The organism is Streptomyces odontomachi (assembly GCF_024435355.1).
Taxonomy (GTDB): Bacteria; Actinomycetota; Actinomycetes; order Streptomycetales; family Streptomycetaceae; genus Streptomyces; species Streptomyces odontomachi.
This window is the reverse complement of record NZ_JAMJWG010000006.1, coordinates 377,686-399,217: the sequence shown is the minus strand read 5'-3', so window position 1 is coordinate 399,217 and position 21,532 is coordinate 377,686. Positions and strand designations below refer to the sequence as shown.

Sequence of the window (21,532 nt, the reverse complement as noted above, 5' to 3'; positions counted from 1 at the left end):
CAGGACCCAGCCTGCCCCGCCACGCCGTGGGCACACCCCGGCGGGCCGCACCGCGCCGCCGGCCGGTGCGGTGGGAAGGCGGGCGCGACCTCAGGAGTGGTACAGCGCCTCGACCTCCGTCGCGTACGCCTGCTCGATGGCCTTGCGCTTGAGCTTCAGCGACGGCGTCAGGAGGCCGTGTTCCTCGGTGAACTGGTGCGCGAGTATGCGGAAGGTGCGGATCGACTCCGCCTGCGAGACGAGCGTGTTGGCGGCCACCACGGCACGCCGCACCTCGGTCTCCAGGTCCGAGTCCCTGACCAGGTCGGCCGGTGCGGGCATCGATCTGCCGCGCATGCCGAGCCAGTGCTCGACGGCCTCCGAGTCCAGGGTGACCAGGGCCGCGATGTACGGGCGGTCGTTGCCGACGACGATGCACTGCGCGATCAGCGGATGCTCCCGCACCCGCTCCTCCAGCGCCAACGGCTGCACGCTCTTGCCGCCGGAGGTGACCAGGATCTCCTTCTTGCGGCCGGTGATGGTGAGGTAGCCGTCCTCGTCCAGCGAACCGAGGTCGCCGGTGGCCAGCCAGCCCTCGTGGAGCGTCCCGTCGGTCGCCTTGGGATCGTTGAGGTAGCCCTGGAAGATGTTTCCGCCGCGCAGCCAGATCTCGCCGTCGTCGGCGATGTGCACCGTCGTACCGGGAATCGCCCGACCCACGGTGCCGAACCGGATCCGCTCGGGCGGATTGGCGGTCGCGGCCGCCGACGACTCGGTCAGCCCGTAGCCCTCGAAGATGGTCACGCCGGCGCCCGCGAAGAACAGCCCCAGCTTCCGCTCCATCGCCGAGCCGCCGGACACCGCGTAGCGTGCCCGGCCACCGAGCGCGGCCCGGAGCTTGCCGTAGACCAGCTTGTCGAAGACCTGGTGCTGCATCCGCAACGCGGCCGAAGGCCCGGGCCCGGTGCGGAACATCTTGGCCTCCACGGCCTCCGCGTAGCGCACGGCCACCTCGACGGCCTTGTCGAACGGGCCGCCCTTGCCCTCCCGCTCGGCCTTCCGGCGCGCCGCGTTGAAGATCTTCTCGAAGATGTACGGCACGGCGAGGATGAACGTCGGCCGGAACGCCGCGAGGTCCGGCAGCAGCGCCTCCGCGTTCACCCGGGGCTGGTGGCCGAGCTTGACCCACTCACGGATGGCGGCGACCTCCACCATCCGGCCGAAGACATGGGCGAGCGGCAGGAAGAGCAGGGTGCTCCCCTCGCCGTTCTTCGTGAAGAACGCCGACTCGAAGGCCTTGAGTACCGTGTCCGTCTCGAAGATCAGGTTGGCGTGGGTGATCACGCAGCCCTTGGGGCGGCCCGTGGTGCCCGAGGTGTAGATGATCGTGGCGATGGAGTCGGGGGTGACCGCGGTGCGGTGGCGGTGCACCACGTCCTCGTCGAGGTGTGCGCCGGCCTCGGTCAGTTCGGGCACCGCGTCGGCGTCGAGCTGCCACAGCTTGCGCAGCTGCGGCAGCCGGCCGATGACCGACCCGATCGTCATCGCGTGGTCCTCGTGCTCGACGATCGCGGCGGAGACCTGGGCGTCGTGCATCATCCAGCAGACCTGCTCGCCGGACGACGTCGGGTAGATCGGCACCACCTGGCAGCCGATGGTCCACAGGGCGAAGTCGAAGAGGGTCCACTCGTAGCGGGTGCGCGACATGATCGCCACGCGGTCACCGAACCGCACGCCCTGCGCCAGCAGGCCCTTGGCGAGCGCCACGACCTCGTCGCGGAACTCGGCCGCGGTCACGTCCTGCCACTTGCCGGCCTTGTCCTTGCGGCCCAGTACGACGCGCGTCGGGTCCTCGAGGGCATGTTCGAACACGACGTCGGCGAGACCGCCCGTAAGTGGCGGCGTCGACGCGGTGGCCAGGGGTGGATTGGTGAACTCGCGCAATGGTGCTCCTCGTGGCGCTCCCGCACAGCGCCGGTGACGGTACCCCACCGGTGGCTGTGGCGGGAGGGGTGCCCACGGTGCCGGAACCGTGGGCGTATGCACTGGTCAGCGGGGTAAATGTGGCCACAAGGGTAAGGGTCGGACAGAATTACTTACGGCATAGTAAGTTTCGCTGCCGTAATCTCCACCGAATCTGTACGACCTGGTCACGGTGGAGTGGCGTCATATGCCCCGGTATTCCCGCTGCTTCCGTTTCACCCTTGGGTGACCGTCGCATCCGCCTGGGAAGGCTGCGCCCCGGTGGGGGCCACCACCGCCGCCGGCTCGTCCGTGCGGCGCACCAGCAGCAGCACCAGCACGCCTGCCACCAGTGCCGTCACGCCGGCCGCCAGCGCCGCCGCGTCCAGACCCGCGGCGAAGGCGGAGCGCAACAGGTGCGCGGGCATGCTGGCGCGCAGTTGGTGTCCGGCGCCGCCCGCCAGGGCGTGTGCCGCACCCGACGGCAGGGTGTGCTCCATGCGCGCGGTCAGCACCGTGCCGTACGCCGCCACCCCCAGCGCGTAACCCAACTGCCGGAAGGTGTTCACGGCGCCGCCCGCCATGCCCGCCCGGGCCGCCGGCACCGCCGCAAGCGCCGCACCCGAAATGGCCGGAGCGACCAGGCCCGTACCGACGCCCATCAGCACCAGACCGGGCGCCAGCGCCGTCCACGTGGCGTCGGCGTCCAGCAGTGCGAGGCAGAAGGCGCCGGCGGAGGTCAGCAGCAGGCCGCCGCCTATGGTCAGCCGAGGCGACACCCCGTGCAGCAGCCGGCCGCCCGCCCCGGCCACCACGAAGGACGCCGCCGACAGCGGGACCACCGCGAGACCGCCGCGCACCGGCGACATGTCCAGCATCGTCTGAAGCCATATGGAGATGTACGGCAGCACGCCGAACGCGGCACCGTTGAACGCCACCGCAGCCACCAGCACCCCGACGAACGACGGCCGCCGGAGCAGCGACAGGTCCAGCAGCGGATCGGCGCGCCGGCGCTCCACCGCCACGAACGCCACCAGCGCCAGTGCCGCGACCGTGAACGCCGCCGTGGTCTCCGGCGTGGTCCAGCCGTCCTCGCCGGCACGCACGAACCCGTAGGTGACCGCCGCGGCGAACACCGCGAACGTGACCGTGCCCGCCGTGTCGATCCGGCGTCCCCGCGGCATCCGCGACTCGGGCACCACGGCCAGCGACAGCCACACCGCCGCCACGCTCACCGGCAGGTTCACGAAGAAGATCCAGCGCCATCCGGGCCCCTGGGTCAGCAACCCGCCCAGCACCGGGCCGACCGCCGCCGCGGCGCCGCTGACCGCGCCCCACACCCCGAGCGCCACCGAGCGCTGCCGTCCTTGGTACACCGAGCCCAGCAGCGGCAGCGTGGTCGCCAGCATCGCCGCACCACCCGCCCCCTGCACGGCGCGCGCGGCCACCAACGCGCCCGGACCGGGCGCGAGGCCGCAGGCCAGCGAGGCCGCCGCGAAGAGCACGGTGCCGACCACGTAGATGCGGCGCCGGCCCAGCACGTCGGCGGCGGCGCCGATGGCCAGCAGCAGCGCGGCCAGGGCCAGCGCATAGCCGTCGATGACCCACTGCAGATCGCTGAGCGAGGCGCCCAGCGCCCGCGCCATGTCCGGCAGCGCCACGACACAGATCGTCACGTCGACCAGCAACATGAACGTCCCCAGGCAGACCGCCGTCAACGGCCCCCATGCACGCATGCGTTCCCCGTCCCCTCGTCATTCCACGTCGTTGCTTCACGGCGTCCTCGGTGCGCCCGGTGTCCTGGACGCGCTCGGCGTGCTCGGTGTCCGTCACCTGCCCGTCGTGCCCGTCGTGCCGCGGTCCGGCGGCACCGTTCCGTCTCCGCCGGATCGTAGGATCGGGGATGCGGCGGCCGAAGTGCCGACCCCGGCCCGGTTGGGCGGAGGAATCCGACAGGAAAGGGCCGTCTGGTGGTGGAATTCGACATCGCGCAGCTCGCTGACGGGTTCGATCGGCTGGACGCCAAGCTGCTGCACGCCCTGGAACTCGACGCCCGCGCCCCCTTCAGCCGGATCGCCGCGGTGCTCGGCGTCTCCGACCAGACCATCGCGCGGCGCTACCGGCGGCTGCGGTCCAGGGCGGGGCTGCGCGTGGTCGCCGTCCGCGACCTCGACCCGCTCGGCCGGTCCCAGTGGACGCTGCGGCTGCGCTGCGCGCCCGAGGCCGCCCCGGCGATCGCCGCTGCGCTGGCGCGCCGCCCGGACACCGCCTGGGTCGAGCTGACCTCGGGCGGCACCGAGGTGGTGCTGCACGCCAAGCCGCGCAGCCGCGGTGACGAGCAGGACCTGCTGCTCGGCAGGCTGCCGCGCACCCCCCGCATCGTCGAGATCCGCGCTCACCAGGTGCTGCACCGCTTCTACGGTGGCCCGTCCGGCTGGTTGCGCAAGAGCGGGGCGCTGAGCGAGGCCGAGGCGGCGGCGCTGACCGGCCCGGCACGGTCGGACCCGCCGTCGGGCACGCGGCCGTGGCGCATCGCGGCCGAGGACGAGCCGCTGGTGAGGGCCCTGGAGGAGGACGGGCGCGCGAGCCACGCGGAGCTGCAACGGGCCACCGGACGACCGGAGGCATCCGTCAAACGCCGGCTGGCCGCGCTGCTCGGCTCCGGCGCCATCTACCTGGACGTCGAATACGACCCCGAAGTGCTCGGGTACCACGCCGCGTTCCTGCTGGGCATCACCGTCCGGCCCAGCGCCCTCGACGAGGTGGGCCGCGCCCTCGCAGAGCACCCGGAGATCGCCCATGCGGTGGCGACCACCGGTCCGTCCAACCTCATGGCGACCGCCGTCACCCGGGACACCGCCGACTTCTACCGCTATCTGAGCACCCGGCTCGGCACGCTCAAGGGTGTCCAGCACGTGGAGACGGCCCCTTTCATGAGCCGCGTGAAGCAGCTGACGTATCCGCGGCCGCGGAGGTAGCCGGCGAAGGTGGGGAGCGCCCCGTGCGGCGGGGCGTGCGAACGTCATCCGGCCAGGGAGCGGGGTGAGTGTCCGGGCGGGACCTGCCAGGGGTATCTTGATGTCGAGAAGAATGTAGACGTGAGCGGAGTACCGGTGACTGACTCGACCATCATCTACACGCAGACGGATGAGGCCCCGGCCCTGGCGACGTACTCGTTCCTGCCCGTCGTCCAGGCGTACGCCCGGGCGGCCGGTGTCGGCGTCGAGAGCCGCGACATCTCGCTGGCGGGGCGGATCATCGCCGCCTTCCCGGAGTACCTGGACCCCGGCCTGCGCATCGGCGACGCGCTCGCCGAGCTGGGCGAGCTGGCCCAGCGTCCCGAGGCGAACATCATCAAGCTGCCGAACATCTCGGCCTCGGTCCCGCAGCTCAAGGCGGCCGTAGCCGAGCTCCAGGCGCAGGGCTACGCACTCCCTGACTACCCGGACGACCCGAAGACCGACGAGGAGCGGGAGGTCGGCGCCCGCTACGACAAGGTCAAGGGCAGCGCCGTCAACCCGGTGCTGCGCGAGGGCAACTCCGACCGGCGCGCCCCGGCGTCGGTGAAGAGTTACGCCAGGAACCACCCGCACACCATGGGCACCTGGGAGCCCTACTCGAAGACCAACGTGGCCACCATGGGCGTGGACGACTTCCGCTCCACCGAGAAGTCCGCCGTGGTCGCGGCGGACGACGCCCTGCGCATCGAGCTGGTGGGCGACGACGGCACCACCACCGTGCTGCGGGAGTCCGTGCCGGTCAAGGCGGGCGAGGTCGTCGACGCCTCCGTCATGCGGGTGGCGGCGCTGCGCGAGTTCCTCCAGCGCCAGGTGGCCCGTGCCAAGGACGAGGGCGTGCTGTTCTCCGTCCACCTCAAGGCCACGATGATGAAGGTCTCCGACCCGATCATCTTCGGCCATGTGGTCCGGGCCTTCTTCCCGAAGACGTTCGCCGCGCACGGCGACGCCCTCGCCGCTGCGGGCCTGACCCCGAACGACGGGCTCGGCGGCATCCTCAAGGGCATCGAGGCGCTGCCCGAGGGCGCCGCGATCAAGGCGTCCATCGAGGCCGAGCTGGCCGAGGGCCCGGCCCTGGCGATGGTCGACTCCGACCGCGGCATCACCAACCTGCACGTGCCCAGCGACGTCATCGTCGACGCCTCCATGCCGGCGCTCATCCGCACCTCAGGACACATGTGGGGCCCGGACGGGCAGGAGGCCGACACCCTCGCGGTGCTGCCCGACAGCTCGTACGCCGGCATCTACCAGGCCGTCCTCGACGACTGCCGGGCGAACGGCGCCTTCGACCCGGCCACCATGGGCACGGTGCCCAACGTCGGCCTGATGGCGCAGAAGGCCGAGGAGTACGGCAGCCACGACAAGACCTTCGAGATCCCGGTCACCGGCCAGGTGCGGGTCGTCGACTCCGCCGGTCTGGTGGTCCTCACGCAGGCGGTCGGCGCCGGTGACATCTTCCGGATGTGCCAGACCAAGGACGCGCCGATCCGCGACTGGGTGAAGCTCGCGGTCACCCGCGCCCGTGCCACCGGCGACCCGGCGGTGTTCTGGCTGGACGCCACCCGCGCCCACGACGCGCAGCTGATCGAGAAGGTCAGGGCCTACCTGCCCGAGCACGACACCGAGGGCCTCACGATCGAGATCATGGCCCCGGTCGACGCGATGGCCTACTCGCTGGAGCGCATCCGCCGCGGCGAGAACACCATCTCCGTCACCGGCAACGTGCTGCGCGACTACCTGACCGACCTGTTCCCGATCATGGAGCTGGGCACCAGCGCCAAGATGCTCTCGGTCGTGCCGCTGATGAACGGCGGTGGTCTCTTCGAGACCGGCGCCGGCGGCTCGGCGCCCAAGCACGTGCAGCAGCTGGTCAAGGAGAACTACCTGCGCTGGGACAGCCTGGGCGAGTTCCTCGCGCTGGCGGTCAGCTTCGAGCAGTACGCGAAGGTCACCGGCAACGCCGGCGCCCAGGTGCTGGCCGACACCCTCGACCGTGCGACCGCCACGTTCCTGAACGAGAACAAGTCGCCCAGTCGCCGGGTGGGCGGCATCGACAACCGCGGCAGCCACTTCTACCTGGCGCTGTACTGGGCGCAGGAGCTGGCCCGGCAGTCCGACGACGCCGAGCTGGCCCAGAAGTTCGCCGCTCTCGCCGAGACGCTCACGGCGCAGGAGCAGACCATCTCCGACGAGCTGATCGGGGTGCAGGGCACCCCGGTGGAGATCGGCGGCTACTACCGTCCCGACCCGGCCAAGGCCGCGGCGGTCATGCGCCCGTCGAAGACGTTCAACGAGGCCCTCGCGGTGCTCGACTGACGGGTACACCGACGGGCAAGCGTCGCTGACGGCCCCGCATCCCCGGTCGATCTGCCGGGATGCGGGGCCGTTCGCCGTCCGCGTGCGGGTCGTCGGGTGCCCCGGCCGGTCAGCTCCGCCCCCGGTGCAGCCGGTCACCGCCCGCAAGGATCGCCGCCGCCAGGGCGTCCGCGGCTCCCTTGGCCGGCGTGGGGCGGGGGCCGTGCAGCAGCACGAAGTCGACCTCGCCGAGGTCGGGGAGCCCGGCGCGCTCCGGTACCAGGGTCAGGCCCGGGGGGATCAGGCCCCGCGCGTGCGCCATCACGCCCAGGCCGGCGCGTGCCGCCGCGAGCAGGCCGTTCAGGCTGGCGCTGGTACAGGCGATCCGCCAGGGCCGGCTCTGCCGGTCCAGGGCCTCCAGGGCGCGTGCGCGGGTGATCCCGGGCGGCGGGTAGGCGATCAGCGGCACCGGCCGGTCCGGGTCGAGCCGGAGCCGCTCAGCGCCGATCCACACCAGACGGTCGTGCCAGACCGGCTGGCCGCGCGGACCGTTGGGACGTCGCTTGGCGAGCACCAGGTCCAGCTTGCCCGCGGCGAGCTGCTCGTGCAGCGTGCCGGAGAGCTCGACGGTCAGCTCCAGGTCGACCTCGGGATGGTCGTGCCGGAACGCCTCCAGGATGTCGGTGAGGCGGGTCAGCACGAAGTCCTCGGACGCGCCGAAGCGGAGCCGGCCGCGCAGCCGTGTCCCGGTGAAGAACGCCGTGGCCTGCTCGTGCACCTCGACGATCCGGCGCGCGAAGCCGAGCATCGCCTCGCCGTCCTCGGTGAGCTCCACCGCGTGCGTGTCGCGCAGGAAGAGCTGCCGTCCCGTGGCGGCCTCCAGGCGCCGCACGTGCTGGCTCACGGTGGACTGCCGCAGGCCGAGCCGCCGGGCGGCCTGGGTGAAGCTGAGCGTCTGGGCCACCGCCAGGAACGTACGCAGCTGCGAGGGGTCGTACACGCTCCTGACCCTAGGCCCTGTCGTCAAACTCCCGTCTGCCCGGCGACGTCGGATCGCCCAGCACGACGCCTATCACGATGTGCGATCACAGTGAGTTCCGTATGCAGGATTCCCGATCATGAGGGTGAGGAGGATGATGGAACGGGCACGTTGCGTGCCCGCCCGGTGGCTCACCGCCGCCCGTGCCGCAGCACACCGATCTCGTTCATGAGGAGCGCATGCGTAAGCGCCTGACCTGGCCGTCCCGGCTACCGGTCGACCCGTTCATCCTGCTTCTGCTCGCCACGGTCGGTGTGGCGGCACTGCTCCCGGCCCGGGGTGTGGCGGCGACGGCTGCCACCGACACCTCGACCGCGGCGGTGGCGCTGCTCTTCTTCCTCTACGGGGTACGCCTGTCCACCCGCGAAGCGATGGCGGGGCTGGCCCACTGGCGGCTCCACATCACCGTACTGGCCTGCACGTTCGTGCTCTTCCCGGTGCTCGGCATGGCCGCGCGCGGGCTGGTGCCGGTGCTGCTCACCCCCGCCCTGTACAGCGGGTTCCTGTTCCTGACGCTGGTGCCTTCGACGATCCAGTCGTCGATCGCCTTCACCTCGATCGCGCGCGGCAACGTCTCCGCAGCGATCTGCGCGGGCTCCTTCTCCTCGCTGGTGGGCATCGTGGTGACCCCGCTGCTCGTCGCCGTGCTGCTGGGCGGTGGGGCGGAGGGCGCCGGCGGGTTCTCCGGGGCTGCGGTGGCCCAGATCGTGCTCCAGTTGCTGGTGCCGTTCGTGGCCGGGCAGGTGCTGCGGCGCTGGCTGGGCGGGTTCGTGCTGCGGCACAAGAGGGTCCTGGGCCTGGTGGACCGCGGCTCGATCCTGCTGGTGGTCTACACCGCGTTCAGCGAGGGCATGGTGCGCGGCATCTGGCACCAGGTCACCTGGGGCCGGCTCGTCGCGCTGCTCGCCGTCGAGGCGGTGCTGCTCGCCGCCATGCTGGCCCTCACCTGGTACGGGGCCCGGCGGCTCGGCTTCGGGCGTGCGGACCGGATCGCGATCCAGTTCGCCGGGTCGAAGAAGTCGCTGGCCGCCGGGTTGCCCATGGCGAGCGTGCTGTTCGGCGCGCAGGCGTCGCTGGCGGTGCTGCCGCTGATGCTCTTCCACCAGATGCAGCTGATGGTGTGTGCCGTGCTGGCCCGGCGCCGGGCCCGTGACACGGAGCCCGCGCAGCCGGCGCCCCGGGACCCGGTGGCGGGCCCCAGGACGCCGGCCGAGGACGCCGAGGACGCGGTCCGGGTCAGCGCCGTCCGCTGACCCGGTCGAGCGGCAGCCAGAACACCAGGTCCCGGTCCTGCCCGCGGTGGTCCAGCGGTGAGCCCAGCGCGGCCAGCTCGGTGTCGTCCAGGGCACGGTCGTAGACGCGCACGTCGTCGAGCGCGCCGGTGAAGAACGCCCTGCTGTCCATCCGCTGCCCGATGTGGATCCCGAAGGGCGAGTTGCGGCTCACCGAGCCCGGCACGTCCGGGCCGCTCACCGCGGTGCCGTCCACGCTCAGCGTGAGCGTGCCGGCGCTGCGGCGCAGGGCGAGGTGGTGCCAGCGCCCGTCGTTGTGGGCGGCCGTGGTGCGCAGGTAGGCCGTGGCGGGCTTCGCGGCACCGTCGCGGGTGGTGATCAGCCCGGTGATGCGGTGCGAAGCGGGCTCGGCGCGCAGCCACACCTGCGGTTGGGTGTCGCCGATGCCGCCCATCCACAGCAACGGCTGTTCTCCGGTGGTGGCGGTGTAGCGGAACCACAGGGACGCCGTGAAGTCCTTGCTGCCCAGCCGCAGCTCCTCCCGGTACGGCAACCGCACCGCGTCGTCCTTGCCGTCGAAGGCGAGCGCGTCACCGAACACCCCGGACGTCTCCTCGGGCCCGCCGAGCACCTGGGCGCCCGGTGCGCGCCGGACCCCGTCGGTGGTCGTGGGGTAGCCGCCGTGCCGGTCGGCGAGCCAGTCCCCGGTGAAGCGTGCGAAGCGGATCTCGTCGCGGGCGTCGACCGCCCCGCCCTCGTACTCCAGGCCGACCGTCCGGGAATCGGCCTGGACCAGGTCGGAGTAGCCGGACCAGTCGGTGGTGACGGTGCTGCCGCGGTCGACGGCGTCCCAGGTGCGGCCGCCGTCCCAGGAGGAGCGGATCATCATGGTCCTGCGCCGGTCGGGGTCGGCCGGGCAGGACATCAGCAGGTGGTCACCGCCCACGTTCAGGATCGCGCCCTGCACCATCGGCGCGTACAGGTCGGGGATCGCGCGGAACGGTGCGACGAAGCTGTCGCCGCCGTCCCGGCTGACCGCCTCGGTGCGGTGGCCCAGGTCGCTGCCGTCCTGCTCGCGACCGCTGACGTAGACGGTCCCGTCCGCGCGCTCGGCGAGCGTCATCTCCGACGGCTTCTGACGGAACGTTCCGTCGCCGGCGATGGGCCAGGAGTCGTGTGCGCCGATCCGCCAGTGCCCGCCGTCGTCGTCGCTGACGATGAGCGCCGCGTTGTTCGCTGTGACCCGGCTGCCGTCCCAGGTCTCGGTGTTGACGGCGAAGAGCAGCCGGCCGCGGTGCCTGCCGTGGGTGAGCTGGATGCCGTGCACCGGGCCGGTGGCGTACCAGGAGTTCCAGTTCGCGGGCAGGATCTCGCTGCTCAGGTCGCGCGGCTGCGACCAGGTCAGGCCGTCGTCGTCGCTGGACTGAAGGTGCGGGGTGCGGTCGCAGGGCACGTCGCAGCTCTTGCCGTCGGTGCGGCCGGGGTTGTACGTCTCGGCGACCAGGATCCGGCCGGTCCTGCGGTCCACGACGGGCGCCGGGTTGCCGTGCGTGTCGCCGCCTCCGTGGTTGACCACCGACAGCGGGCTCCAGGTGCGCCCGCCGTCCGTGGAGCGCTTGACGACGATGTCGATGTCGCCGGCGTCACCGCAGTCGTGCACCCGGCCCTCGGCGAAGGCGAGCAGGGTGCCGGCGTTGGTCCGTACGACCGCCGGGATGCGGAAGCACGCGTAGCCCGGGTCCTGGGAGGCCTTGAAGAGCACCTGCTGCGTGAAGTCGGCGGCGTCCGCGGCCTGCCGGGGCAGGCCGGCCGCCGGCGCGGTGGCCACAGCGACGGTGGCGGCGAACGCGGTGACCAGGAGCGCGATCCCTTTCGCAGGTCTGCGGGCCCGCGCGAAGGCCGCGACCTTCGGCAGCCCCCTGGGGCCTCCGGCCCGGGAGGATCTCAGACGTGCACGGAGACTGGACGGCATGGTGCGACTCCTGCCTTGGTGACATCCGGGCATCTGAACATCCGAGCGTGGGACGTTGGACATCCCACGTCCGACATTCATAAGAACAAACGCTACGGGTGCGGGAGCGCCCCCACAAGGAGCGCGCGGTGCGAAGCGGGATCGTCTCTGGTGGCGTCCGGGAGCCGAGGGGGTGTCAGGGCGCGGACAGGCGTGCGGGGTTTGCGTCCGGTGGTGGGCGTGGGGCGGTGCGCGGCGTGGAGCAGAGGGGTGGGTCACGGGATGAGGACGACTTTGCCGAGGTTGCCGCGTGACTCGATGGCCGCGTGTGCCGCCGCCGCGTCGGTCAACGCGAACTGCCCGTGCACCCTGGGCCGTAGCGTGCCGTCGAAGAACAACCGCCACAGCTCGCCGCGCCACGCCTCGTACCGTGCGGGCTCCTCGCGTGCGATGCGCGCCATCTGAAAGCCTGTCACCGTCTTGGCGCCGACCAGCAGGTCGTACGCCTGGACGGTGCCGCCGCCCGAGCTGTAGGCGACGAGCCGCCCGCCGGGTGCCAGGGCGGCGAGTGCCGGGCCCAGCAACTCGCCGCCGACCGCGTCGAGGGCGTAGTCGGCCGGCTCGCCCCAGGACTCCTCCGCATACGTCACGACCTCGTCGGCGCCGAGATCGTGCAGGAACGGGGCCTTGGCCGCGTCGGAGACGGCCGCGACGACACGGGCCGCGCCGTGCGCTCGGGCCAGCTGCACGGCGAGGTGTCCCACGCCGCTGGCCGCCGCGGTGACGAGCGCCGTCTCGCCCGGCTGGGGGCGTGCTGCGCTGAGCGCGCCGAGGGCCACCAGACCGCTGCGGACCAGGGCGACCGCGTCGACGGCGGACGCGCCGGGTGGCACCGGGGTCGCCATGGAGGTGTGCAGCAGGGCGTGGTCGGCGTAGCCGTGGCCGAAGCAGAGGCCGGTGACCCGCTCGCCGGGTGCGAACGCGGTCACGCCCTCGCCCACCTCCGTCACCTCGCCCGCGATCTCGCCGCCGAGCGGGATCGGTTCGGCGGCCTCGCGGACCTTACGCACCACGGGCAGCGTCACGCCGATCGCCTCGGTGCGCACCAGTAGCTCGCCGGGGCCGGGGGAGGGTGCGGGAACCTCCTCGGCCAGTAGGGGGCCACCTGGCTTTGCGTACCGGATGCGACGCATCCGCACCTCCCGGGAGTTGGATCCGATCCGTACGTGCGGATCCACACGTGCATGGGTTTCACAAATCATTGGAGTTCCCAACGATCTGGGAGGCTTATACAAGCATGGAATCATGGGGGAGTCCAACGGTTTTGGTCACGACTTCTTCGCTCTCGTCGTCTCCCCGGTCCCTGGAAGGTGCCGTCGTATGCCCGTCACCCCGCCCGCGCCGCGCAGCATCCGAACCCTGCCCAGCTGGCTCCTCGGCCGGGCGGCCGCGCGCGGTCGCGGCCTGGTCGCCGAGGCGCTGGCGGCGGAAGGGGTGCGGATGTGGCATCACGTGGTGCTGGCCGCGACCCATGACCTCGGGCCCGTCGCCCAGGCCGAGCTGGGCCGCAGCATCGCGCTCGACCCCAAGGACCTGGTCGGGATCCTGAACGACCTCCAGGACGCCGGACTCGTGGTGCGCGCGCCGGACCCGGCGGATCGCCGCAAGAACGCGGTGACGCTCACCACTGAGGGGCGGCGGGTCGTCGAACGGTGCGCCGAGGTGGCGCGGCGCGCCAATGACGCCCTTCTGGCGCCGCTCAGCCCTGCCGAGCGCGAGCGGTTCCTGGAGATGCTGGGGCGCATCGCCATGTCACAGTGAGGGCGCCGGTGGTCGCGCGAAGCGGGCCGGGAGCGTGTTCCGTCCCCGGGGGTCTCGCGCCGTTCCTGGCGTCGGCTCGTCAGGGTGGCTGCGGCGGCTGCTCCGGTGTCAGGAGGCCCGTCGGTCCGCCCCGCCGGGCCGTGGCAGTTCGGCACGGCGAACGGTGGGGGACGCCAGGCGGACCGCAGCGCCCAGAGCGGTGATCAGCGCGGAGGCGAGGAACGCGGGTCCGGTGCCCCAGAGCCCGACGGCGGCGCCGAACACCGCGTACGTGAGGGGCCCGAGGCCGAAGGTGGCCAGGCTGATGACCGACATGACACGGCCGAGGAACGCCGGCTCGGCGGCGGCCTGGACGAGCGCGGAGGTCAGGCCGCCCGCCACGCCGAACACCAGCCCGGACACGGCGCCCAGACCGGCGGCGAGGGGCAGCGCCCCGGTACCGGCCAGGCCGCCGACCGCCACGGCACCGATGGCCAGCGCGCCGACCTGCACGGCCCCGGCCCTGGGCAGTCGGCCCACCACGGTCAGCAGCAGAGCACTGGCACCGGCCCCGCCGCTGAACGCGCCCACGATCCAGCCCACCCCCGCGGCTCCCCAGCCCCGCTCCCCGGCCAGCAACACCAGGCCGACGTTGAGGGGGCCGCTGGTTCCCGCGGTCACCAGGAAGCTGCCCGCGGCAAGAGGGCCGATCAGCGGATGGCGGCGGATGTAGCGGAAGCCGTCGGCCAGACCGCGGCGGCCGTCGGCCGGGGCGCCGGCGGACGGCCCGGCGGCGACCCGCACCGTCACCAGCAGGGCCAGCGACAGGGCGAACAGCCCGCCCGCGAGGGCGAACGCGGCGGGCGGACCGCTCACCGCCATCGCCACCCCCGCGGCCGGCGGGCCCAGCGTGCCGCCCAGCCGCATCCCGAGGGCGTACATGCCCTGGACACGGGAGAGTTGGGACGGCCGCGTGATGCGGGGCGGAAGGGCGCTCACCGACGGGATGAACACCGCGTCGACCACGCCGAAGACCAGCGCCACGACGAGCAACAGCCATACCCCGGGCGACGTCAGCGCCAGCGCGGCGGCCACCGCGAGAACGGTCAGACAGCGCACCGTGTCACTGGCGATGACGACGCGACGCAGCCCGAACCGGTCGGAGACCAGGCCGCCGCCCAGCATCAGGACCGCACGCGGCAGGGCACCGGCGGACATCACCAGCCCGACTTGCGCAGGACTGGTGATCTGGTGGGCCGCCCAGCCCAGCGCGAGGAAGTAGACGCTGTCCCCGACGGCCGAGGCCGTGTACGCGGTCAGCCAGCGCAGGACGTTCGCGTCGCGGTAGGCGGGCTTCGCGGTGTCCGCCGGTGCGGCTGTCTCAACGGGCGGCACGTGGCTTCCTCCTTCGGCCGTTCGTTGGCGGGACCGTTAGTGCGGGGGACGGGGCCCGTCGTGCGGGGGGCCTCGGCGTGCGTGGGGACCTGACCCGGCCTGCGGGCGAGCCCGCCGGCCGGGGTTGCACCTTCGGTTCAGGCGGCGGGTTCAGGCGGATCCTTCGACGGCGGGAGCCGGAGCCGGGCGCGCCCCGTCGGGTCCGGCGTCGGCCTCGGCGGCAGCGGCGCCGTCGTATCCGGCGTCGGTCCCGGCGGCGGCATCAGCCGCGGCGCGGGCGCGCAGCGCCTTGCCCGCATAGCGGGCCACGGCGTCCGGGCCGGGCAGGCTCAGCGCGTCCTGGTAGGTGCCGCTCGCCGCCTCGAAGGACAGGGCGGGGCGGGGCAGCACGATCTGGTGGCCGTCCTCCCGCACCGTCCTGATGTTGCGCTGCACGGCCGGGTTCCTCAGCATCTGCTCGTTCATGCTGGGGAAGAAGGTGACGGGCCGTTCGTGGGCCAGTAGCGTCGTGGTCAGGAAGCTGTCCGCGACCCCGTGCGCGGCGGCGGCGAGGGTGTGAGCGGTCGCCGGCAGGACGAGCAGCAGGTCGGCCCAGCGCGCCCAGGAGACATGGTTGTGCGCCAGCCGGTCGTCCTGTGGGCCCGCCACCTCGCTAACCAGCAGCCGGAGGGCGTCGGCCGGCAGGAACGCACCGGCGCTCGCGGTGAGGACCACCCGGATCTCCGCCTGGCACGCGTGGGCGAGCGTTGTCAGGTACGCCGGCAGGTTGAGGACGTTGGCCGATCCGCACGCGCCGACCAACACCCGAGGCCGCCGGGCGCCGATCCCGGTAGCTCCCGTCGCGCCCGTCATCCGGCCCCCACCGCCAGCCACTCCGGGGCGCGGGGCCCGGCGACCCGTACCAGGATGTCCGCCTCCAGCGCCCTGGCCAGCCACGCCGGTACCGCCCCGGCGCCGGTCGGGCCCGCTCCCGGGTCCGCCACGGCTGCCTCCTGGCCCGTCCCGTCGGACTCCGGCGCCCCGGAGGGAGGAGCGGCTACGTAGGTGCGCAGCTTCTCGGCCAGCACCCTCGGCAGCGCGAACACCGCGCCGTCGCAGCGGACGAACGGCACCTTGGCCACCTCATCGGGCGCGGTGGGGCGCACGGCGGGGGTGCCCGTGGCGGGGAAGCCGTCCACCGTCCACCCCGGCGGCAGCGCTGCCAGGTGCCCGTTGAGCAGGTACCGGCCGGGCGCCGTCAGGTGCCGGCCGGACCGGTCGGCGATGACGTCGAGCACCCGCAGGCCGTACCGCCGGTGGTAGAAGTAGGAATGCGGGGTGTCGGTGCCCCCCACCCAGGGGCGGTCGAACTCGGCCCTCTGGAGCGCGCGTTTGCCCTGCCTGACCCGGGCGTGCTCCTCGTCCGACCACTCCACCTCGTGCCGGTAGCGCAGCAGCCGGTGGATGTCCGTACCCGGCACCGGCGACACGTCCCGGAGGCCGAAGCGCTCGGGTTCCTTGGCGATGATGGCCCCCGAGGTCAGGTCGAAGCTGCCGAGGCCGCCGAACGTCCAATCCTCGCGCACCTGCGACAGGAACCGCACGGAGTCCAGCGCCTCCTCCGCCGACTCGTCGGGGAAGCCGGTGAACCCCATCATCTGCACGGCGATGCCCGCCCGGGCGAGGTTGTGGACCGTTCGGCGGGTCTGCTCGACGGTGACGCCCTTATCGATCAGCTTGAGGACGCGGTCGTTGCCCGACTCGAAGCCGACCGACACGGCCACGCACCCGCTGCGCCGCAGCACCTCGCACTTCTGTGGCGACCAGTACTTCTCCAGCCGGATCTCCGCTCCCCAACTGATGTCGATGCCGCGTTCCACGACGGCCTCGGCGAACCTCAGCATCATCGCGGGCGCGAGCACGTCCACGGAAAAGTAGACGAACCGTGCCTCCCGGGAGATCTCCGCGACCTGGTCGACGACCCTCACGACGGGGTCCTGCCGCCACGGGCTGGTCGGCCCGTCGCCGTTCAGCCCGTAGTCGCAGAACGTGCACTTGTTCCAGTAGCAGCCGCGGGTCGGGCTGAAGTAGACGAACCGGTGCGGCGAGAGGTACAGGTGCCACGGCAGGCCCCCGTAGTCGGGGGTGGTCAGGTCTGCCAGCCGCTCGACCCGCAGTGCGAGGGAGGAGCGGCGGGCCCCGGGCCGGCGGTGCCGGGCGGCCAGGCGCACGCTGTCGTCGTCCGGCCACCCACCGCGGGAGCGTGACCGCAGCAGCGCGAGGAAACCCGACTCGCCCTCGCCGATCACCGAGGCGTCGAAGGCGGTCAGCAGGTCGTCGTAGGTCCGCTCGCTCGCCTTGTACTTCCAAAGGTCCGAGACCTCGGTGCCGCCGCAGACCAGCGCGGTGCCGGGACATCGCTCGCGCAGCAGTGCCGCCTGCCGCAGCGCGAACGGCAGCTGTGCCGTGTAGGTGATGTTGAAGCCGACCAGGTCGTACTCCGCCGCCTCGATCTCGGGCAGCAGGACCTCGTCGTAGTAGGACGCGAAGGGCGCGTTGACACGGGCCAGCACCGACTCCGAGCGGAGGGTGCGGGTGTCGGAGAGGTCCAACTGGGGCGCACCGCGCAGCTCGAACCCGCGGAACTGGCCGGGGTAACCGAGTGTGGACAGCAGCCCCAGCCACGCCTCGATGCGGCCCACGGCGGCGCGGTAGCGCGCGTAGTCGTAGAAGTCCTCGGCCGACTGGAGGGTGGCGACCGCGTCCAGCAGCGCCTGCCGGTCGCTGACCTCGGCGGTCAGCAGCAGGGCCAGTTCCCGCCGGTCCTGCGCCGTCGGTTCGGGGCAGGACAACAGCCGGGCGCGGCGCCGGCGGGCCCGGGCGACGACCGCGCGGTGCTGCTCCGGCCGCAGCGTGTGGTGGAACGCCTCCACGTTGGTGTCCCGGATGTGGACGTCGGTGAAGCCGTGCGCGGCGGCGTGGCTGCGCAGATAGGTGAGGCTGTGGTAAGGCGCGGTCGGATCGGTCAGCGGGGTGTAGAGCAGCAGCACCCTCATCTCAGGCACCGCCGGACCGTGCGCCACCGCCGGCCGCGGACTGCGCTTCGTCCGCCACCGGCCGCAGGTTGTTGAGCACAGCGACCAGGTCCATGCGGGCCTGGATGTTGCTCTTGAACGGCGGGCATGGCGGATCGCTCTCGCTCCAGTGCTTGGGGCAGGAGCCGCCGCACACGGGCAGGAAGACGCAGCCGGAGCAGGGTACGGACGAGCTGCTCAACCGCTCGTGCCAGTCGTCGAACTGCCCGGCCGGGCGCAGCCGCGGGGTGGGCAGCATGACCACGGGCGACAGCGCGTCCTCTCGCTCGTGCCTGTCCACCAGCGGGTGCTCGGTGCAGCTGAAGACCGACCCGGTGGAGCTGATGACCTCCTGGGAGCGGGTGACCGCGGGGCAGATCTTCCCCGCCCGCGCACGGGGGAGGACGGCGTGGTTCATCCCCAGGCCGAGGATCTCTTGGATCCACTCGACCTCCTGCCGGGCCAGCTCCTCGCGTCCCAGGCGCACGTCGGAGACGTCGTTGCTCCAGGCATACACTCCGTGCAGGTCCAGCTGCACCATCCGATGGTCCATGCCGGCGTCCTTGAGGTCGCGCAGCAGCTCGGAGACGTGGCCGTGGTTGCGCACGTCGATGTTGACCCGCAGGATGACGGACAGCTCCTCGAACGCGTCGGCCTCGGCCACCACACCGCGCAGCAGGTCCAGGATCCGCGCGTAGGAGCGCTGTCCGGACTTCAGCGGCCGGTGCGCGTCGTGGACCTCGGCCGGGCCGTCGAGGGTGACACACACCTCGCGGACCGCGCAGTCGTCGTAGAGACGGCGCATCTTGCGTAACGTCAGCAGAGCGCCGTTGGTGGTCATCGTCGCCCGGTAGGGTGTGCCGGTCGCGGCGGAACCCGCGGTGAACTCCTCGGACATAGCCAGCAGCACCGCGTAGGCCATCATCGGCTCCCCGCCGAACCAGCGGACCTCCACCTGCTCGGTGCCGGGCTGCGCCATGGCGGCGAGCACCCGGTCGGCCACGTGCCTGCGGTGGTCGGGCGCCAGCCCGCCGCGCACGTGAGTTTGGCCGCAGTAGTCGCAGCCCATGTTGCAGTAGGAGGTGGGCACCAGGACGAAGGCCCGGCTCGCGGTGTCGTCGGCGGTGGCCTTCTGCGCGGCGACCACGGACTGCATCTCCTGCTCCGGATCCTGCTCGGTCAGCAGCCCGAGCCCGCGCAGCCGGTCGGCCAGCGCGGTCGGCATGTCGTCCGGCGCGACCTGCTCCAACTGCCGTGCCGCCGCCGTGCCCAGCAGCGAGACGCGGGTCGTGGCGGTGTTGTACACCAGGCGACCACGCCGGCCCGCCGGATCGGTGTAGGTGTTCTCACTGACAATCACATAGCGGCTCTTAGTCAGCACGGTGCCTCCCGGATCGTCGGACCGCCCTGGGGCGGCACCACCGGCACCGCCCCAGGGTGAGGAACGTCAGCAGCAGATGTTGTTGCTGCGCGCCTCCTGCATGCTGGCCGAGGTGTCGAAGACCTCGTCCGCCAGGATGTCCAGGCTCTCGGATTCGGTCTCGGCCACAATGATGTCTGCGTTCATTGCCATTCCTCTCTGCCGGCCGATACCGGACGGCCCGGTATCGGATGCGTGCGGCACCGGAGTTCAGCACCGATCGGCAGCCATGCTAAAAACACGGCGGTCATGCGTCTCAAGGCACAACTGGGCACCGGGCCGGGGTAGTTTCGTGAACTCCGGAAAAGCCCCGCTGTCGGTTAGCATCACGTCCCACCCGACAGGTAATCCCCGAGCCGTGGCTCGTCCAGTTCCACGGGTCTTCAAGAAAAGGCAGGGGATTCACGTTCTGGCCACCGAGGAGTCGACATGTACGAAGTGGCGATCGTGGGCGCGGGGCCCGCCGGCCTCACCGCAGCCCTGGTGTGCGGCAGGCAGCAGCGCCGGGTCCTGCTGCTCGACAGCGGCCGGCCGCGCAATGCACCGGCGACGGAGCTGCACATGCTGGTGGGCCGGGACGGGCACGCGCCCGCGCAGTTGCGGCGCACCGGACGCGAGGAAGTGGCTGCGCACCCCAACGTGCACATCCGCGACGAGGTTGTGCGCTCCGCCGCGGTGCTTCCCGACGGCTTCCGGCTGGACCTGGCAAGCGGCACCGAGCGGGCCCGGAAGCTGATCCTGGCCACCGGACAGGTCGACGTGCTGCCCGACGTTCCCGGTCTCGCCGAGCGGTTCGGCAGCAGCGTCTTCCACTGCCCGTACTGCCATGGGTACGAGGTCAAGGGCCAGGCCCTCGCGGTGCTTGGCGGCGGCTACGTGCACTGTATGCAGGCGCTGTACCTCGCCGACCGGCTCTCCTCCGACGTGGTGGTCTGCACCGACGGCGTCACTCCCGAGGAGGAGCACCTCAAGCTGCTCGCCGGCGCCGGTATCGCCGTGCACACCGAGCCGCTGACCGGCATCGGCGGCGGACTCGGCGATCTACGGCTCTCCTTCGACTCCGGGCGTACCCTGCGGCGTGCCGCCATCTTCCACCGCACGGCCACCCGGCAGCACTCGGACCTGGCGGAGCAACTGGGTTGCGAGATGTTCCCGGACGGCCGGGTCAGGGTGGACGCGGTCCAGCAGACCACGGTGCCGGGCGTCTGGGCGGCGGGGGACATGGCCCGGCAGGAGGCGCTCGCCGAAGCGACGGCCTTCCTCGCCACCGGCGCCGCGGACGGCATGCGTGCCGCGATCTGGGCGGACCAGGAGCTGCTGAACGAGGACGCGGAACGGGTCGGCGCGGACGAGACGGCCGAGGGGGAGCGGCCGGTCAGATGAGCCCGGCGCGAATGGCCCAGGAGACGGCCTGGGTGCGGCTGCGACAGCCGAGACGGCCCATGACTCCGTAGAGGATATTCTTCACCGTGCGTTCGGAATAGCAGATGCGTGCGGCTATTTTCCTGAGACTGTGGCCTTCGGAGAGCAGTTGCAGTATTTCCGTCTCACGTGGACTGAGTGTGTAGGGGTCGGGATTCTTCTGACCGGTGCGCCGAATCCGGTCGAGTAATTTCCCCTGCAATGTGGCCGGGAGCGCTCCGCCGCCGTGACCGAGCATGAGCACGGTCTTGACCAGCGTCGCTGTCGAGCAATTCTTCCGGTCGAGCACGGCGCGGACCCCGCGTTCGACCGCGGTCGGGACGTCCGCGCGCCACTGCTCCTTGCACACCACGAGGGTGGCGGCGCGCGTGGGCAGGGCGCTCAGCTCGCTCAGTGTGCGGTCGGTGACGGTGTCCATGGCCACCACGACGACCTCCGCCTCGCCGTCCGCCGGCGGGACGAGCCTCAGGCGCTCCTCGTTCTGCAGTAAGTGGATCAGTCCGGCCTCGGTGACGGTGTCGGGGGCGACGACGGCGACGCGCACCTGCTGCCTGACAACGTTTTCCTCGGGCACTAAATCCCTCCAGGCCGTGCATTGTGGGGGTGTGTGCCGACGCTGCACGCTCCGTCAGCACTGTCCATTAATGGAGACGGTGGCGTGGGGTGTCAATGATTGGAGTGGCAGAGGCGTGGCGGAGTGGCATCGGGACGGCCTTCTGGCGTTGCCTCCCGGCGGGCCCGGCGTTCTGCCTGGTCAGGGCCCGGGCGCGGGCAGCGGTCGGCCCGATTCGGCCCTCCGGGAGCGATCCCGTGCCCGTTTCGGGCACCGTGCCATGAAGGCGGGCGCCACCCCGGCTACGGTGTGTCCTCGCAGGCGCGGTCCCATAAGGCGGCGGGGCTCCGCCGGCGCAGGGGGCGCTCCCCGCCGGCGGGAGCCCCGCCATCGTGTCCGCTGGGCGCGCGCGGG

Annotated in this window: 15 protein-coding genes; 5 read left to right on the top strand and 10 right to left on the bottom strand. The window is 72.1% G+C overall.

The genetic code is table 11. The annotated features are described in order from the left end of the window. Window positions 1–90: 90 nt before the first annotated feature. Both NQO67_RS16300 and NQO67_RS16295 read right to left on the bottom strand, forming a co-directional pair. Window positions 91–1,923 (bottom strand): AMP-dependent synthetase/ligase, encoded by a 1,833-nt coding sequence (locus NQO67_RS16300; protein ID WP_255950700.1) that lies wholly within the window; start codon window positions 1,921–1,923, stop codon window positions 91–93. A 254-nt stretch (window positions 1,924–2,177) separates the two neighbouring features. Then, window positions 2,178–3,677 carry an MFS transporter gene (locus NQO67_RS16295; RefSeq protein ID WP_255950699.1) on the bottom strand — a complete coding sequence of 500 codons (1,500 nt, stop codon included), beginning with the start codon at window positions 3,675–3,677 and terminating at the stop codon, window positions 2,178–2,180. 234 nt (window positions 3,678–3,911) lie between these two features. Here NQO67_RS16295 and NQO67_RS16290 point away from each other — a divergent pair, with 234 nt between their 5' ends. Continuing rightward, a complete protein-coding gene (locus tag NQO67_RS16290; protein WP_374119004.1) occupies window positions 3,912–4,919 on the top strand; it encodes an Lrp/AsnC family transcriptional regulator in 1,008 nt (335 codons plus the stop codon). Between the two features lie 135 nt (window positions 4,920–5,054). Beyond that, entirely contained in the window at window positions 5,055–7,274 is a 2,220-nt protein-coding gene (locus NQO67_RS16285; RefSeq protein ID WP_255950698.1) for an NADP-dependent isocitrate dehydrogenase, read from the top strand. A gap of 109 nt (window positions 7,275–7,383) precedes the next feature. Here NQO67_RS16285 and NQO67_RS16280 read toward each other — a convergent pair whose 3' ends face one another. After that, complete coding sequence (locus NQO67_RS16280; RefSeq protein ID WP_255950697.1) at window positions 7,384–8,253, bottom strand: LysR substrate-binding domain-containing protein; 870 nt, start codon at window positions 8,251–8,253, stop codon at window positions 7,384–7,386. A 218-nt stretch (window positions 8,254–8,471) separates the two neighbouring features. Here NQO67_RS16280 and NQO67_RS16275 point away from each other — a divergent pair, with 218 nt between their 5' ends. Continuing rightward, window positions 8,472–9,545, top strand: coding sequence for a bile acid:sodium symporter family protein (locus NQO67_RS16275; protein WP_255950696.1), 1,074 nt, complete (start codon window positions 8,472–8,474; stop codon window positions 9,543–9,545). Here the strand turns inward: NQO67_RS16275 and NQO67_RS16270 are convergent. Continuing rightward, window positions 9,529–11,496: a sialidase family protein gene (locus tag NQO67_RS16270; protein ID WP_255950695.1), complete on the bottom strand. Its 1,968-nt coding sequence runs from the start codon at window positions 11,494–11,496 to the stop codon at window positions 9,529–9,531. The two genes, NQO67_RS16275 and NQO67_RS16270, sit on opposite strands and share 17 nt — an antisense overlap. A gap of 254 nt (window positions 11,497–11,750) precedes the next feature. Beyond that, complete coding sequence (locus NQO67_RS16265; protein WP_255950694.1) at window positions 11,751–12,668, bottom strand: quinone oxidoreductase family protein; 918 nt, start codon at window positions 12,666–12,668, stop codon at window positions 11,751–11,753. Between the two features lie 187 nt (window positions 12,669–12,855). On the opposite strand from NQO67_RS16265, the gene NQO67_RS16260 reads away from it, so the two are divergent. Beyond that, window positions 12,856–13,296 carry a MarR family winged helix-turn-helix transcriptional regulator gene (locus NQO67_RS16260; RefSeq protein WP_255950693.1) on the top strand — a complete coding sequence of 147 codons (441 nt, stop codon included), beginning with the start codon at window positions 12,856–12,858 and terminating at the stop codon, window positions 13,294–13,296. A 108-nt stretch (window positions 13,297–13,404) separates the two neighbouring features. Here NQO67_RS16260 and NQO67_RS16255 read toward each other — a convergent pair whose 3' ends face one another. The 4 genes from NQO67_RS16255 to NQO67_RS16240 all read right to left on the bottom strand — a co-directional run bounded on the left by NQO67_RS16255 (window position 13,405) and on the right by NQO67_RS16240 (window position 19,104). Next, window positions 13,405–14,670 (bottom strand): MFS transporter, encoded by a 1,266-nt coding sequence (locus NQO67_RS16255; protein WP_255950692.1) that lies wholly within the window; start codon window positions 14,668–14,670, stop codon window positions 13,405–13,407. 150 nt (window positions 14,671–14,820) lie between these two features. Beyond that, window positions 14,821–15,522, bottom strand: a complete 702-nt coding sequence (locus NQO67_RS16250; RefSeq protein ID WP_255950691.1) for a flavoprotein — start codon at window positions 15,520–15,522, stop codon at window positions 14,821–14,823. Beyond that, window positions 15,519–17,705, bottom strand: coding sequence for a B12-binding domain-containing radical SAM protein (locus NQO67_RS43830; RefSeq protein ID WP_305125905.1), 2,187 nt, complete (start codon window positions 17,703–17,705; stop codon window positions 15,519–15,521). The genes NQO67_RS16250 and NQO67_RS43830 overlap by 4 nt, the downstream gene beginning before the upstream one ends. Window position 17,706: 1 nt before the next feature. Continuing rightward, the gene (locus NQO67_RS16240; protein WP_255950690.1) at window positions 17,707–19,104 is read right to left on the bottom strand and encodes a radical SAM/SPASM domain-containing protein; all 1,398 of its coding nucleotides are present in this window, start codon (window positions 19,102–19,104) and stop codon (window positions 17,707–17,709) included. 468 nt (window positions 19,105–19,572) lie between these two features. On the opposite strand from NQO67_RS16240, the gene NQO67_RS16235 reads away from it, so the two are divergent. Continuing rightward, window positions 19,573–20,526 (top strand): NAD(P)/FAD-dependent oxidoreductase, encoded by a 954-nt coding sequence (locus NQO67_RS16235; protein ID WP_255950689.1) that lies wholly within the window; start codon window positions 19,573–19,575, stop codon window positions 20,524–20,526. Here the strand turns inward: NQO67_RS16235 and NQO67_RS44275 are convergent. Next, complete coding sequence (locus tag NQO67_RS44275) at window positions 20,519–21,139, bottom strand: helix-turn-helix transcriptional regulator (protein WP_255950688.1); 621 nt, start codon at window positions 21,137–21,139, stop codon at window positions 20,519–20,521. The genes NQO67_RS16235 and NQO67_RS44275 overlap by 8 nt on opposite strands. Between the last annotated feature and the right edge of the window lie 393 nt (window positions 21,140–21,532).